14 protein-coding genes are annotated in these 14,025 nt (G+C 59.4%); 10 read left to right on the forward strand and 4 right to left on the reverse strand.

Translation table 11 applies throughout. The features are described 5' to 3' along the window. Nucleotides 1–8: 8 nt before the first annotated feature. Together B6S01_RS01225 and B6S01_RS01230 are read right to left on the reverse strand one after the other, a co-directional pair. Nucleotides 9–1,214, reverse strand: a complete 1,206-nt coding sequence (locus B6S01_RS01225) for a hydrolase (RefSeq protein ID WP_037468570.1) — start codon at nt 1,212–1,214, stop codon at nt 9–11. Nucleotides 1,215–1,266: 52 nt separating this feature from the next. Then, nucleotides 1,267–1,752, reverse strand: a complete 486-nt coding sequence (locus B6S01_RS01230; RefSeq protein ID WP_037468572.1) for an RNA pyrophosphohydrolase — start codon at nt 1,750–1,752, stop codon at nt 1,267–1,269. 184 nt (nt 1,753–1,936) lie between these two features. Between B6S01_RS01230 and B6S01_RS01235 the strand changes: the two genes are divergently transcribed. Together B6S01_RS01235 and B6S01_RS01240 are read left to right on the forward strand one after the other, a co-directional pair. Next, complete coding sequence (locus tag B6S01_RS01235) at nt 1,937–3,313, forward strand: cryptochrome/photolyase family protein (RefSeq protein WP_037468573.1); 1,377 nt, start codon at nt 1,937–1,939, stop codon at nt 3,311–3,313. Nucleotides 3,314–3,348: 35 nt separating this feature from the next. Beyond that, the gene (locus tag B6S01_RS01240; protein ID WP_037468574.1) at nt 3,349–4,614 is read left to right on the forward strand and encodes an SAM-dependent methyltransferase; all 1,266 of its coding nucleotides are present in this window, start codon (nt 3,349–3,351) and stop codon (nt 4,612–4,614) included. A 3-nt stretch (nt 4,615–4,617) separates the two neighbouring features. Here B6S01_RS01240 and B6S01_RS01245 read toward each other — a convergent pair whose 3' ends face one another. Both B6S01_RS01245 and purF read right to left on the reverse strand, forming a co-directional pair. Next, entirely contained in the window at nt 4,618–5,328 is a 711-nt protein-coding gene (locus tag B6S01_RS01245; protein WP_037468575.1) for an SDR family NAD(P)-dependent oxidoreductase, read from the reverse strand. A 96-nt stretch (nt 5,329–5,424) separates the two neighbouring features. Continuing rightward, entirely contained in the window at nt 5,425–6,903 is a 1,479-nt protein-coding gene (gene purF / locus B6S01_RS01250) for an amidophosphoribosyltransferase (RefSeq protein ID WP_037468576.1), read from the reverse strand. Nucleotides 6,904–7,083: 180 nt separating this feature from the next. Between purF and ccmC the strand changes: the two genes are divergently transcribed. The 8 genes from ccmC (at nt 7,084) to B6S01_RS01285 (ending at nt 13,994) form a co-directional block, all read left to right on the forward strand. After that, the gene (gene ccmC, locus B6S01_RS01255; protein WP_037468577.1) at nt 7,084–7,806 is read left to right on the forward strand and encodes a heme ABC transporter permease CcmC; all 723 of its coding nucleotides are present in this window, start codon (nt 7,084–7,086) and stop codon (nt 7,804–7,806) included. Nucleotides 7,807–7,810: 4 nt separating this feature from the next. Continuing rightward, complete coding sequence (locus B6S01_RS20930; protein WP_156103407.1) at nt 7,811–7,942, forward strand: heme exporter protein CcmD; 132 nt, start codon at nt 7,811–7,813, stop codon at nt 7,940–7,942. Then, nucleotides 7,939–8,385: a cytochrome c maturation protein CcmE gene (gene ccmE, locus B6S01_RS01260; protein WP_037468580.1), complete on the forward strand. Its 447-nt coding sequence runs from the start codon at nt 7,939–7,941 to the stop codon at nt 8,383–8,385. The genes B6S01_RS20930 and ccmE overlap by 4 nt, the downstream gene beginning before the upstream one ends. A 45-nt stretch (nt 8,386–8,430) precedes the next feature. Next, nucleotides 8,431–10,362 (forward strand): heme lyase CcmF/NrfE family subunit, encoded by a 1,932-nt coding sequence (locus tag B6S01_RS01265; protein WP_037468582.1) that lies wholly within the window; start codon nt 8,431–8,433, stop codon nt 10,360–10,362. Continuing rightward, nucleotides 10,359–10,886 carry a redoxin family protein gene (locus tag B6S01_RS01270; RefSeq protein WP_174525911.1) on the forward strand — a complete coding sequence of 176 codons (528 nt, stop codon included), beginning with the start codon at nt 10,359–10,361 and terminating at the stop codon, nt 10,884–10,886. The genes B6S01_RS01265 and B6S01_RS01270 overlap by 4 nt, the downstream gene beginning before the upstream one ends. Continuing rightward, a complete protein-coding gene (locus tag B6S01_RS01275; protein ID WP_037468584.1) occupies nt 10,883–11,293 on the forward strand; it encodes a cytochrome c-type biogenesis protein in 411 nt (136 codons plus the stop codon). The genes B6S01_RS01270 and B6S01_RS01275 overlap by 4 nt, the downstream gene beginning before the upstream one ends. Continuing rightward, on the forward strand, nt 11,290–11,934 hold the full coding sequence (locus B6S01_RS01280) for a tetratricopeptide repeat protein (RefSeq protein ID WP_037468586.1): 645 nt from the start codon (nt 11,290–11,292) through the stop codon (nt 11,932–11,934). The genes B6S01_RS01275 and B6S01_RS01280 overlap by 4 nt, the downstream gene beginning before the upstream one ends. 131 nt (nt 11,935–12,065) lie before the next feature. Then, nucleotides 12,066–13,994: a potassium transporter Kup gene (locus B6S01_RS01285; RefSeq protein WP_037468588.1), complete on the forward strand. Its 1,929-nt coding sequence runs from the start codon at nt 12,066–12,068 to the stop codon at nt 13,992–13,994. The last annotated feature ends 31 nt before the right edge of the window (nt 13,995–14,025 follow it).

Raw genomic sequence — 14,025 nt, forward strand, 5'->3', positions numbered from 1 at the left:
GGTCTCCCTCACAATCGGCCCTGAGCGATACGCAGCATCGTGAGCGCAGAAAGCTGGGCCCGTTCTGCAAGGCTCTCGACCATCAGATATTCGCCGTCGCTGTGAATGGCGCCGCCGCGTACGCCCATCGTGTCCACGACGGGCACGCCGCACGCCGCGATGTTATTTCCATCGCATACGCCTCCTGTATCGCGCCATTCGATCGGCAGGCCCAAGTCCGCGCCGCATTGTTTGACAAGGTTGAAAAGAGGCAAGGCGTTGGCATCCATGGGTTTGGGGGGGCGGCCAAAGCCGCCATGCACGGTCACCTTGACATCATGAAGTCGTGACACATCTGCGACCGATCGCCTGATGAGTTGATGTGCCAGTTCCTCGGCGCTTGTCGTTTGGGGCCGGAAGTTGACGCGTAATATGGCCTTGTCGGGCACGACGTTATTGGGGCCGCCACCATCTATCCGGGCTGGATTGCAGGCCAGCCCCGGACCGCCGCCAGCCTTTAATCGCAGGGCGATGTCTGCCGCAGCCACCAGGGCATTCCGGCCGTCATCAGGATTGCGCCCCGCATGAGCGCTACGCCCTGTCACGACGATGGAGAAATTGCCGCTACCCGCCCGTGCCCCAGCCAATGTACCATCCGGAAGAGCAGGCTCGTAGGTAAGTGCCGCGATCTTGCCGCGCGCAGTTTCGGCAATCAGCCGGGCCGAGGAAGCGCTGCCCAATTCTTCGTCACTATTGATAACTACATCATAGCCGACAAGTGCGAAAGTTGGTGACGTCTCAGCGGCCTGTAATGCAGCCAGCATGACCGCAAGACCCCCTTTCATGTCGGCAACCCCGGGGCCATTCAATGTGCCGTCGTCGATCCACCGCACCGTTTGAAAGGCATGATCGAATGGGAAGACCGTATCCATATGGCCGGTGAGAAGCAGCCGGACAGGAGCATCGCGTCGTACCGACAGCAGCAGGTGCTTCCCATGCGGCAGAAGCTCTGGCTTCCCCTCTGAATTGATGGCGGCAACTTCTTCGGGCTCTATCAGTCGCACATCCCCAGGAAGCACCGAGAAAGCGTCGGCCAGCATGGCCGCCACTGTCGCCAATCCGGCAAGATTACGGGATCCGCTGTTCACCGCAGCCCATCTCCGCACCTGATCCAGCATCGGGGCGGATGCGGCGCATTCCATTAGCGCAAGGTCTGACGACGAAAGGCCGTTCATCCTTCGCAGCTTACCAGAGGGAACGCGCGCGCTCTACCCCCGAGAGCCGTATTCAGATCAGCGCCTGGAATTCCTGAAGTATGTCTCGGTACAGCTTCCGCTTGAATGGTACGATGACATCAGGCAGCATTTCCGGGCTTATCCATTTCCATTCGGAAAATTCCGGATGATGCGTAGCGATATTGATATCGTCGTCGCTTCCCAGAAAACGGGCGAGGAACCACACTTGGCGCTGGCCGCGAAATCTTCCGCCCCAAAGCTTCCCGATCAGTTCGGGCGGCAGGTCGTAGAAGTGCTCATCCCGCGCCTTTGCGATGATTTCGACGTGATGATGGCCGATGCCAGTCTCTTCGCCCAGTTCACGTAAGGCCGCAACCTTCTCTTCCTCGCCGTCGTCGATACCGCCCTGTGGCATCTGCCAGGCTTCGATCTGACTGTCGATGCGTTGGCCGACAAAGACCTTCCCATCCATATTGACGAGCATCACGCCGACGCACGGCCGATACCCAAGCTCCGAATCATTTGGCACTGACGCCATGATGTCCCCTGATCATTGTTCTCGCCGGAGCCCTCAGGGCTGGCGAATTTGTGCGCTGCAATGATAATTGGGGAAAGAAGCTGCGTCCATCTGCGAAAGGGCATGCCGCTGTGTTCGGACGGGTTTTCGCGTCGAATTGGGAGAGGGGATTGGAACAATCACCAACCGGTGGCAAGGCTGACATATGGCCGATCCTGTAATTCTCTGGTTCCGTCAGGACCTTCGCTTGTCCGACCAGGCCGCCCTCGCGGCGGCGTTAGGTGAAGGGCCGGTGATTCCCGTCTATATTCTGGACGATGACGCCCCGCGCCAGTGGAAGATGGGCGCCGCGCAGCGCTGGTGGCTGCACTATAGTTTGAAATCACTGGACAAAAATCTTCGCGAAAGGGGATCCCGCCTAATCCTGCGACGCGGCGATTGCGCGGAGGAGTTGCAGCAACTGGCCCGCGAGACCTGCAGTCAGCGGGTACATGCGCTCGCTCACTACGAACCTTGGTGGCGCAATGCCGAGAAGGCCGTGGGTCAGAGGCTTGACCTTCAGCTTCACGATGGGGGGCTTTTGTTGCCGCCTGGCTGCGTCCGCACATCAGGCGGCGACCTGTATCAAATATATACGCCATTCATGCGGGCGACGATGCTTCACATGCCACCGTCCAAGCCGTCGCCGACGCCGTCGCGGATCGATTCGCCTTCTCGATGGCCCCACAGCGATTCGTTGGATGAATGGGATTTGCTTCCCTCCCGTCCCAACTGGGCTGAAGCGTTCGCCAACGATTGGATGCCAGGCGAGGCGGGGGCTCGCGACCGCGTGTCATCATTTTTGGACGAGGCAGGGGATTATGATTTAGCGCGTAATCTGCCGTCCGCAGAGGGCACGTCGCGACTATCGCCGCATCTGCATTTCGGCGAAGTTTCGCCGGCCTATGTGTGGCATCGGATTAGCGGAGTGCCGGGCGATCCGACAACCTTTCTCAAGGAATTGATCTGGCGAGACTATGCCCATACCCAGATATGGGCGTTGCCCGCTTATGGGTCAAAAAATGCGCGATCCGTTTTCGACCAGATGCCGTGGCGCGATTTGCGTGAGGCGAAGGGGGATTTCATTGCATGGAAGAAGGGGCGTACCGGCTATCCGATCGTCGATGCCGGGATGCGACAGCTTTGGACGACCGGTTGGATGCATAACCGCGTGCGCATGATCGTGGCGAGTTTCCTCATCAAGCATCTGCTGATCGATTGGCGTCATGGCGCGCAATGGTTCTGGGATACACTGGTCGATGCGGACTATGCCAATAACAGTGTGAACTGGCAGTGGGTGGCGGGAAGTGGTGTCGATGCCAATATGTTCTCACGCATCATGGCGCCGCTTACACAGTCTCCAAAATTCGAGGCCGCTGACTATATCAGGCAATGGGTGCCCGAACTGGCGCATCTTGATGATAAGGTGATCCACGACCCGGACTCGTATGATGTGCGCCCTTCTGCCTATCCACCAAAGCGCATTGGCCATCGTGAGGCGCGTGAGCGGGCGTTGGCCGCATACCAGCAAAGCAGGGGGTGATGGCGGAATGAAAGATCGAGGTCAGAGGTGAGCGCGTGAACGCTATCGATCCCCGACGTCCTCGGGCGCGTTCCGTGCGGCGATCTGCGGTTGCCCGCTCCGCCGGTTGGGCTGCCCGGCTGATCGGCCCGCAGTTTCACCGCCTGCTGGATCGAATAGACGCGGGCCTTGATAAGGGTAGCCTCCAGGCTGTCCTGCCCGATGGCACCGTTCGAATATTGGGCGGGCGCGCCGCTGGTCCAGCCTGTGAGGTTGAGTTGGTGCGTTGGCGCGCTTTGCTGCGCTTGGTCGCCGGTGGTTCGGCTGGATGGTATCGCGCTTGGGCGGCAGGGGAGTGGACCAGTCCAGACCCGGTTCCGCTGTTCGCGCTCTTCACAGCGAACGCGGTCACATTGGGCAATGTTGCGAGGCCGAACGGACCGGAGCGGTGGCTGGGGCGGTTTTTCCATTGGGCGCGCCGAAACGACCGTAGGGGGTCGCGCCGCAACATCGCCTATCATTATGATCTGGGGAATGACTTCTACAGCCTGTGGCTTGATCAGAACATGCACTATTCCAGCGCGCTGTTCTGCGACCCGTCTAATGGGAAGGAAAGTCTGGAAAGCGCCCAGCAACGAAAGGTCGATGCGATATTGGACCGGTTGGAGCTAAAGGACGGCAGCAGCCTGCTGGAAATCGGCTGTGGTTGGGGCGGGCTGGCCGAGCAGGCGATGCAGCGATGCCATATCCGCTATGACGGTCTGACGCTTTCCGCAGAACAGGCATCCTATGCGCGCGAGCGGCTTGGGGCCGGCGCGAATATCTTTCTGACTGACTATCGCGATGCGCAGGGTCAATATGACGCGATTGCAAGCGTCGAGATGGTTGAGGCTGTGGGTCTGAAATATTGGCCCGCGTATATCGCCGCGATCGAAAGGCTACTGAAGCCGGGCGGCCGGGCGGCCATACAATATATCCTCATAGACGATAGGATATTCGATAAATATGCTCGCGGGGCTGATTTTATCCAGACCTATATCTTCCCGGGAGGCATGTTGATTTCCGAGAGCCGCTTTCGTGCATTGGCGCGCGCACAGGGGCTGGAATGGCAGGATGTCCGTTATTTCGGTCTGCACTATGCGGAAACACTACGGCGATGGCGTGTGCAGTTTGACGAGATCGTCGATCGGGGGCTGTTGCCATCAATTTTCGATCAGCATTTCGTGGCGCTCTGGCGCTACTACCTCATGTATTGTGAGGGAGGCTTTTCGGGCGGCGCGATCAACGTCGCGCAAGTGACGCTGGTCAAGCCGCCGAGATAGGGGCTAGTCGACCCTATGGTGGTAACCATCGGGTCGGTCGGACAGGATGAGATCGACCATAGCCTGCCCAACAACTTTGGGATCCTTGAGCGTCGCGGGATCTTCGCCGGGGAAGGCGCGCGCGCGCATTGCCGTGCGGGTTGCGCCCGGATCCACTATATGGGTGCGGATGGACGAGATGTTTTTCACTTCCTCCCCATAAGCGCTGACCAGCGTTTCCAAAGCAGCCTTGGATGCGCCGTAAGCGCCCCAATATGCCCGAGGGGCGGTGGCGACCGACGATGTTACCGCGATCACGCGCGCGCTTGCACTGGCGCGCAGCATCGAATCGAATGCGGCGATCAGTGCCTGTGGGGCAGCGATATTCAGTGTCAGCAGTCTGGCAAATTCCTTGGCATCGATCGCGGGCACCGACGCCAGGCTGCCGAGCGTCGCCGCGTTCAGGACAAGGACGTCCAATGCCTGCCAACGGCCTGAGACCGCCTGCGCCAGCCGCCCGATGCTTTCGCCATCGATAAGGTCCAGCGGGGCGATGGTGGCGCTCCCGCCCGCACTGTGGACCCGTTCTTCGACTTCCTCCAGACCGCCCACGGTCCTGGCCGTCAGGATGACATGCGCGCCCGCAGCGCCCAAGGCTTCGGCAGTAGCGGCGCCGATGCCTCGGCTGGCGCCGGTTACCAAGGCGAGTTTACCGGAGAGGGGAAGGTTGGACATAAGGGATCCTGTTCGCCCTTCCAAAACAAGAGGGCTCGTTCGGTAGAAGGGACGGCGGCCGCTCAGGACGAGCGGCCAGCCCTGATCAATCGGGAATTAGACGACGCGTTCAGCCAGCAGTTCGAGCTGGTTTTGCACGACGACATCATCCTGGTCGGTGAGCGTCGTGGGATAGTCACCGGTGAAGCACGCATCGCAATATTGCGGTCGGATGTCGGCGCGCTTCGCTTCTCCAAGCGCCTTGTAAAGGCCGTCGATCGAGATGAAGGACAGGCTGTCGGCGTGAATGAAATCCTGCATCCCGCCAACATCAAGGCGATGTGCCAGCAACTTGGTGCGTTCCGGGGTGTCCACGCCGTAGAAGCAACTGTGCTTGGTAGGCGGGCTTGCGATCCGCATGTGCACTTCCTTGGCGCCGGCCTCGCGCATCATTTGGACAATCTTGAGGCTGGTCGTTCCGCGCACGATCGAATCGTCGATCAGGACGACGCGCTTCCCACTAATAAGCGCTCGGTTGGCATTATGCTTGAGCTTCACGCCGAGATGACGAACCTTGTCGCCGGGCTGGATAAATGTACGGCCGATATAGTGAGACCGGATGATCCCTAGCTCAAAGGGGATACCAGATTGTTGAGCATAACCGATCGCGGCGGGCACGCCGCTGTCCGGTACGGGAATGACCAGATCCGCATCGACCGGGTTTTCGACGGCCAACTGGGCGCCGATTGCCTTGCGGACGGAATAAACGCTGGAGCCATCCACTATCGAATCAGGGCGGCTGAAATAGACATGTTCGAAAATACAGGGACGTGGATGAACTTCGCCAAAAGGCCGATGGCTGCGAATCTGACCATCATGCGTCACAATGACCAGTTCACCAGGTTCTATCGAACGCACATGTTCTGCGCCCACCACATCGAAAGCCACCGTTTCGGAGGCAAACATCGTGGATTCTCCCAACTGGCCCATGACCAAGGGACGGATGCCCAGTGGGTCGCGGCATGCGATCATGCCCTCTGGCGTTGTTACGATCAGCGAATAGGCGCCTTCGATCTGCTTCAGGGCATCGATGAATTTGTCGAGCAGCGTCCGATATGTCGATGTCGCCACCAGATGAATGATGACCTCGGTGTCTGACGTGGACTGGAATATGGAGCCGCGACGTATAAGCTCACGGCGAAGCTTCATCGCGTTCGAGATATTGCCATTGTGCGCAATCGCAAAGCCGCCGGAGTTAAGTTCGGCATAAAGCGGCTGCACGTTGCGGAGAGACGTTTCACCGGTTGTCGAATAGCGGACATGGCCGCATGCAGAGTTACCGGGAAGCCCGCGAATCACTTCGTCGCGGTCGAAATTTCCAGCGACATGACCCATTGCGCGATGGGTGTGGAAATCATGGCCGTCCCAGCTGGTGATGCCTGCCGCTTCCTGTCCACGGTGCTGGAGCGCATGAAGGCCAAGAGCGACGATCGCCGAAGCGGTCTCGGCCTGAATGACCCCGAAAATGCCGCATTCTTCACGCAGCTTGTCGTCGTCGAACGGATTTGTTGTAAACATGGGTGCGAGCGGGTCCATAGCCGATGCTGTACGCCTCAGAGGGCTGCTTTGCGCGCATATAGTGTTTCGATTACGATTTGTCGCCTGCCTGTAACAAAAAAGCCGGCTGAGATGTTCGTTCAACAGGATTTTCCTGTGATTTAGCGCGAAAAGCGGCGCTGGCTTTGCGGGCGGGGCGCAGCTAAAGAGCCTTTCCAAATGCATCGCTTCGCCAATCCCGCCCGCTTTTTGAAGATCGCGCGGCCGCTCACCGCCTGGCTTTTCTGGCCGGGCCTTGTTCTGCTTCTGGTCGGGGCGGGTTGTGGCCTGTTCGTCACGCCGGCTGATTATCTGCAGGGAGAGACCGTTCGGATTCTCTACATTCATGTGCCGGCGGCATGGCTTGGCATGGGAGGCTGGATGGGCATCGCAATCGCAGCGCTCATGCAATTGGTCTGGCGACACCCGCTTGCCGCCGTTGCCGGGCGCGCGATCGCAATACCGGGAGCGCTGTTTACGGCCATTTGCCTCGTTACGGGATCGATATGGGGCCGACCCACCTGGGGAACATGGTGGGAATGGGATGGACGGATGACATCGATGCTGGTGCTCTTTTTCCTCTATCTTGGTTATGTAGCGCTGGGAAATGCAAGCTCGACCCAGGATCGAGGAGGGGTTAGCCCGGTCACGGCTATTTTCGGGCTTGTCGGTGCGGTCAACATACCGATCATCAATCGTTCGGTGGTATGGTGGAATAGTCTGCATCAGGGCCCCAGCATCACTTTGCGAGGATCCAGCATAGACGGGTCCCTGCTTTGGCCGCTCGGCTTGACGTTGACGGGATTTTCCTTGCTGTTCGCGGCTATCGTCCTGATGCGGATGCGAACGATCCTGGCGCGCAACAAGGTTGAAGCGCGCATGCAGCGGCTCGCGCGAGGATAACAATATGAACCAATGGGCCTATGTCGTCGGTGCTTATGCGCTGACCTTTTTGGGAACGGCTGCGCTTTGCTTTGGCTGCTGGCGTTCCATGCGACGCGCGGAGACGGCTGCGCAGAAATTGTCGGACAAGTCATGAAGGCGAAGCACCAACGACTGATCCTGGCGCTGGTAGCTGTTCTTGCGCTGATCGGCGCAGGTTTACTGGCAGCATCCGCGTTGCGCGACGAGGCTGCATATTTCTACGCACCCGCAGACGTTCGAGCCAAGGGCTTTGAGGCCGGCAAGGCTATTCGCCTGGGCGGCATGGTGGTCAGGGGAAGCCTGACGCGCGCGGCTGATGGCGTCACGATCCACTTCGAAGTGACTGACGGAAAAGCGACCGTCCCGGCGGTTTTCAAAGGCATTGCGCCAGACCTGTTCAAGGAAGGATCGGGCGTGGTGGCGGAAGGGGCGTTCGATTCCATGGGCACTTTCGTCGCGACGAATCTATTAGCCAAGCATGACGAGCGCTACATGCCCCGCGAACTGGAAGGCTTGCGCTATGATGAAAAGACGCGCGAGATGAAGGCCGAGCGGTGAAATGAAGCAGTTGGCTGAAACGCGGAATAACCAGGAGAATATGGCATGATCGCGGAGGCAGGACTTGCCGCGCTTTGGCTTGCCGCCGCGCTGGCGCTGCTTCAATTGATGCTGGTGGGAATCGGGCTCGCGGGGCAGAGGTCCGAACTGCTGGGCGCTGTACGCCCGGTAGCGGTTGCGCAGGGTTTGCTGGTCGCAGCCGCGTTCATATCGCTGATCACACTCTTCATGCGGTCGGATATGTCGGTGGTGTTGGTTGCTACCAACAGTCATTCCATGAAGCCATGGCTTTACAAATTTGCCGGAACCTGGGGCAATCACGAAGGCTCGATGCTGCTGTGGGTTGCGGTAATGGGTGCCGCGGGCGCAGCGGTCGCCTTGTTCGAACGAGCGCTGCGGCGCGACACGCACATGGCGACGCTAGGCGGGCAGGCGGCGATTAGTCTGGGTTTCTATGCTTTCTTGTTGTTCGCCTCCAATCCATTCGCCCGTGTCAATCCAGCGGCGGCGGACGGGCAGGGGCTCAATCCGCTGCTCCAGGACCCCGGTCTCGCTTTCCACCCGCCTACGCTTTATCTGGGCTATGTAGGCCTCTCGGTCGCCTTCTCGTTCGCCGTGGGCGCGCTGCTGACGCGGCAGGTCGACGCTGCTTTCGCGCGGGCGATGCGTCCCTGGGTCCTGGCGGCGTGGATATTCCTGACCCTCGGGATCACTGCGGGCAGTTATTGGGCTTATTATGAGTTGGGCTGGGGCGGCTGGTGGTTCTGGGATCCAGTGGAAAACGCTTCACTGATGCCGTGGCTCGCTGCAACTGCGCTGCTGCATAGCGTGACGGTGCTTGCCACTCGTGATGCGCTGAGGGCCTGGACGGTCATGTTGGCGGTCATCGCCTTTTCCATGTCGATGGTCGGTACTTTCCTCGTCCGTTCCGGTATATTGACCAGCGTTCACGCGTTTGCCGTGGACCCTGAACGCGGCACGTTCATCCTTGTGCTGCTGGGCCTCTACATCGGCGGCGCGCTTGCACTGTTCGGCTGGCGGGTGGGCGCTGTCCGTGAGGGTGCGCCGTTTGAGCTTGTCAGCCGCGAAACGATGCTGGTGGTCAATAATCTTCTGTTGTCGGTTATTCTTGGCCTGGTGTTGATCGGCACGCTCTATCCCCTGATGACAGAGGCGTTCGGTTACAAGGTTTCGGTGGGTGCGCCATATTTCGACAGGATCGCCGGCCCGATCGCCCTTATACTGATGATAGTCATGGCGGTGGGGCCGCTCACCCGCTGGCGCCGGGACCGGTTGGCGGACGTATCCCCTCGCTTGGCTGTACCGGCTGTGATCGCTTTGGTCGCGGCCGCGACCCTTGCGACAATCGCCTGGGGCCGGATAGGCGTTCTTCCCTTCCTTGGGCTGACCATTGCGTTGGCTGTTGGCGCTGCCAGTGTGGCCCCGCTGTGGAAGCGCAATTTGCGACGTACTCCGCTTTTCACCTGGGGAATGGTGATTGCCCATCTGGGGTGCGCCGTCAGCTTGGCGGGCATGGCGTGCGATTCGGCCTTCACCGTTGAAAGACTCGCGGCGGTGCGGCCGGGCGACATCGTCGAAGCGGCCGATTGGAAGCTGCGTCTGATACAGATTGCGCCAGTAGCAGGAGATAATTGGACGGCGTTACAGGCTGACATCGAAGTAAGCCGTGGCGGAGGTTCCCCTGTGATCCTGCATCCGCAGTCACGTTTCTTCGCGTCCCCGCCAACGACCACGACCGAAGCAGCCCTGTTCACGCGATGGAATGGCCAGCTTTACGTTGTGCTGGGCCAGGAGGGCAACGACGGGCGCTGGCAGTTGCGGGTTTGGTGGAAACCATTCGTCACCTTGATTTGGTTTGGCGGCGCTCTGATCGCGCTCGGTGGTTTGCTGGCATTGTTGGGGCGTGAGCGGAGAGGGTGGCTTCTCAAATGGCGGGCAAGGGCGATCGCCGCATGAAGAAGTTGCTGATCTGGCTACCTTTAGGGCTTTTCGTCGGCTTCTTCGCGTTGTTCGCCAGCGGACTTCTCAAACCCGACGATCGTGTCATCACGTCAAAGCTGGTCGGCAAGGCATTGCCTTCCTTCGCCCTGCCTGCAGCGGCAAGCGATCGGCCTCCCTTGGCGAGTCAGGAGTTGGCAACGGGTCAACCCCGGCTGCTCAATATCTTCGCCAGTTGGTGTGTGCCTTGTGCTGCCGAAGCGCCGCAACTCATGGCGTTGAAGGACGCCGGTGTGGAAATCGACGCCATCGCGATCCGCGATGCGAGGGTAGATGTCGATCGCTTTCTCCAGCGTTATGGGAATCCCTATTCCCGCATTGGATTGGATGCGCGCAGCAGCGTTCAGATTGCGATCGGTTCGTCGGGCGTCCCGGAAACATTCATTATCGATGGTAAGGGACGCATCGCCTATCAGCATATTGGCGACATACGTGCCGATGACGTTCCTGTTATCCTCCGGCGCCTGAAAGACGCTCAATGAGGACATTGCTCGCCTTCCTCGCTCTGATATTGAGCACGCCCATATTGGCGCAGTCCGCCTTGCCTCCAGCGCCCTATGCAGATCGGCAGATCAGCGACCCTGTGCTCGAGCGCAAGGCGAAAGCACTGATGGAGACAATCCGTTGTCTGACCTGCCAGAGCCAGTCGATCGCGGACAGCAATGCAAGCATGGCGGGCGACATGCGATCGCAGATCAGGGAACGGATCATGGCTGGCGAGCAGCCGGAGCATATACGGGCTTGGTTGATCGAGCGTTATGGTGATTGGGTGAGCTATGAACCCACTGCCGACCCCGTCCTTTGGCCTCTATGGGGCGCGCCGTTGTTGCTGATTGGTCTCGGCCTGCTGCTGCTGCGCGGTCGGATCAAACGGAGAAGGCGGCAATGACTGGCTGGATCATCGCAGGGGGACTGGCGATTGTACTGATGACGGGTTTGGTGGCCCTCGGCCGTATTCCTCGCACGGCCAGGGAAATCACGGCGGCGGCGCTGTTGCTGGGACTTGCTGGCTATGCTTGGCAGGGAAATCCAGCTTTAGGCGGCGCGCCGAAAGTGGCGGGAACAGGCAAGGCTGGACAGTTTGATGAGCAACTGGCCGAGCAGCGTCGCGGCATGGCGGAGCGCTATGGAAAAGCAGGGCAGTGGCTCCTGCTCTCCGACGGGCTTGGAAGGCAAGGCAAGACCAAGGAAGCAGCCAATGTGCTGCTCGCTGGGCTGAAACAGTCCCCTGACGATGCCAACCTCTGGCTTGGCCTTGGCAATGCGCTGGTTGCTCATGCCGACGGCGTCGTGTCGCCGGGCGCCGATTTTGCCTATCGGCGGGCCATGTCGATTGATCCGGATGCGCCTGCGCCCAGCTATTTTTACGGTCTGGCACTGGCGCGGGCAGGGCAGTTGCAAGCGGCAAGAGAGCTTTGGGGCCCTTTGGCGGCGCGCGCGCCGGCGGGGTCGGATATCAAAGCGGAACTGGAACTCAGCATCGCGCGTATCGACGCGATGCTGGCTTCAGGTTCGCAGCCGGCTTCGTGAGGCCGCGTGGGATCAATTGCGCTGCTCAAACAGGCATGATAGGGCGCGACCCTTTCGGGGGGCGAGCGGGAAATCCTGCAGATTGCCTTGGTTCAAGTGTCGGACGATCATGACCATTCGGCTTTTCCTTCATGACTGACCACGTGGCGGGCGGCGCGGCGCATACCGATGAGGAAGCGGGCCAAGGGGGTGGTCATGCGAACCAGAAGGCGACTCTCAAGCTCGTAGTCGGCGCGGTCGGGATCGTATTCGGGGATATTGGCACCAGTCCTCTGTACGCTTTTCGCGAAACCTTTGCGGGGCATCATCACCTTGCCTTGGATCCCGACCATATCCTGGGCGTCATCAGCCTGATGTTCTGGTCGATGATGCTCGTCGTGACGGTCAAATACGTCACCATCATCATGCGCGCTGACAACAAGGGTGAAGGCGGAAGTCTTGCGCTCCTTGCGTTGATCAACGGCCAGACGAAGACACAGCGCTGGTCTCGCGGGATCATATTGTTGGGGGTTTTCGCGACTGCGCTCTTTTATGGCGACTCGATGATCACCCCGGCGGTATCGGTTTTGTCCGCTGTGGAAGGCCTGGCGGTTTATAATCCAAATCTGGCGCCAGTCATTTTGCCCGCGGCAGTCATTATCCTTCTGGGCCTGTTCTGGATACAGGGCTGGGGGACGAACCGTGTAGCGTCCCTCTTTGGACCGATCATGCTGACTTATTTTGTCACGATCGCAGCTCTCGGGGTTATCAGCATCGCCCAGACGCCCGGTATCCTTTACGCCTTCAATCCTTATTGGGCGGTCATGTTCTTCGTAACAGACCCTCTGCCGGCTTTCCTTGCTTTGGGTGCGGTCGTGCTGGCTGTCACCGGCGCTGAAGCGCTTTATGCTGACATGGGGCATTTCGGCCGTAATCCAATACGCGTGTCCTGGCTTTGCTTCGTGCTCCCCGCCCTAATGATGAACTACATGGGTCAGGGAGCTTTATTGTTCCGTGAGGGCGCCGCAGCGCTTGACAGCCCTTTTTATAATTTGGCGCCGCAATGGGCGCAGTTGCCCCTGATAGGTTTAGCGACCATGGCGGCAATCATCGCTAGCCAAGCCGTGATATCGGGCGCCTTTTCAGTCACGCAGCAGGCGATCCAGCTAGGCTTCATGCCCCGTCTGCGCATCGCGCATACCAGTGCGTCAACTGCCGGTCAGATCTACATCCCCCTCATAAATTGGGGGCTGATGGTGATGGTGATCCTGCTGGTATTGGTGTTCCAGACATCATCCAACCTTACCGCTGCTTACGGCATCGCGGTAACCGGGGCGATGTTTATCGACAACCTGCTTTTGGCCGTGTTGCTCTATCGCTTGTGGAAATGGCCCTGGTATTATTCAGCGCCCTTGCTGGCCGTCTTCTTTATCGTCGATGGCGCCTATCTAGCCGCCAATTTGACTAAAGTTCCTGACGGTGGCTGGTTCCCATTGCTGATTGGCTTCGTAATTTTCACCCTGCTGACTACATGGTCACGAGGGCGCCGGCTTGTGCAGGATCGGCTGCGTGAGGCTGCAATGCCGATACCCGTTTTTGTCGCCTCCGCCGCCAACAGCGCCGTTCGCGTGCCGGGGACGGCGGTGTTCATGACCTCCACTTCAAATGGCGTGCCGCACGCTTTGCTCCACAATCTCAAGCACAATAAGGTGCTGCATGAGCGCGTCATTCTGTTGACCGTAAAAATCCGGGACGTTCCGGTGGTGGAGGATGAGGGGCGATGTAAGCTGGAGGACTTGGGGATGGGTTTCTTCCGCCTTATCCTGCAATATGGCTTCATGCAGGAGCCTGACGTTCCCGCCGCGCTCAAAAACGTGACTGGCTGCGGCCAGGCCTTCAAGATGATGGAAACCAGCTTCTTCCTGGCGCGGCAGACTTTATTGCCCTCCGCCAATCCAGGGATGCCGTTGTGGCGGGAAAAGATTTTCGCCTGGATGCTGCGTAACGCGGAAAGCGCGATGGAATTTTTCCGCCTGCCAACCAACCGCGTAGTGGAGCTGGGTAGCCAGGTCGAAATCTGACAGCAAATAGGGGCGCGACCATCAAGCCGCG

The sequence above is a fragment of the Sphingobium herbicidovorans genome (genome assembly GCF_002080435.1).
Lineage (GTDB): Bacteria > Pseudomonadota > Alphaproteobacteria > Sphingomonadales > Sphingomonadaceae > Sphingobium > Sphingobium herbicidovorans.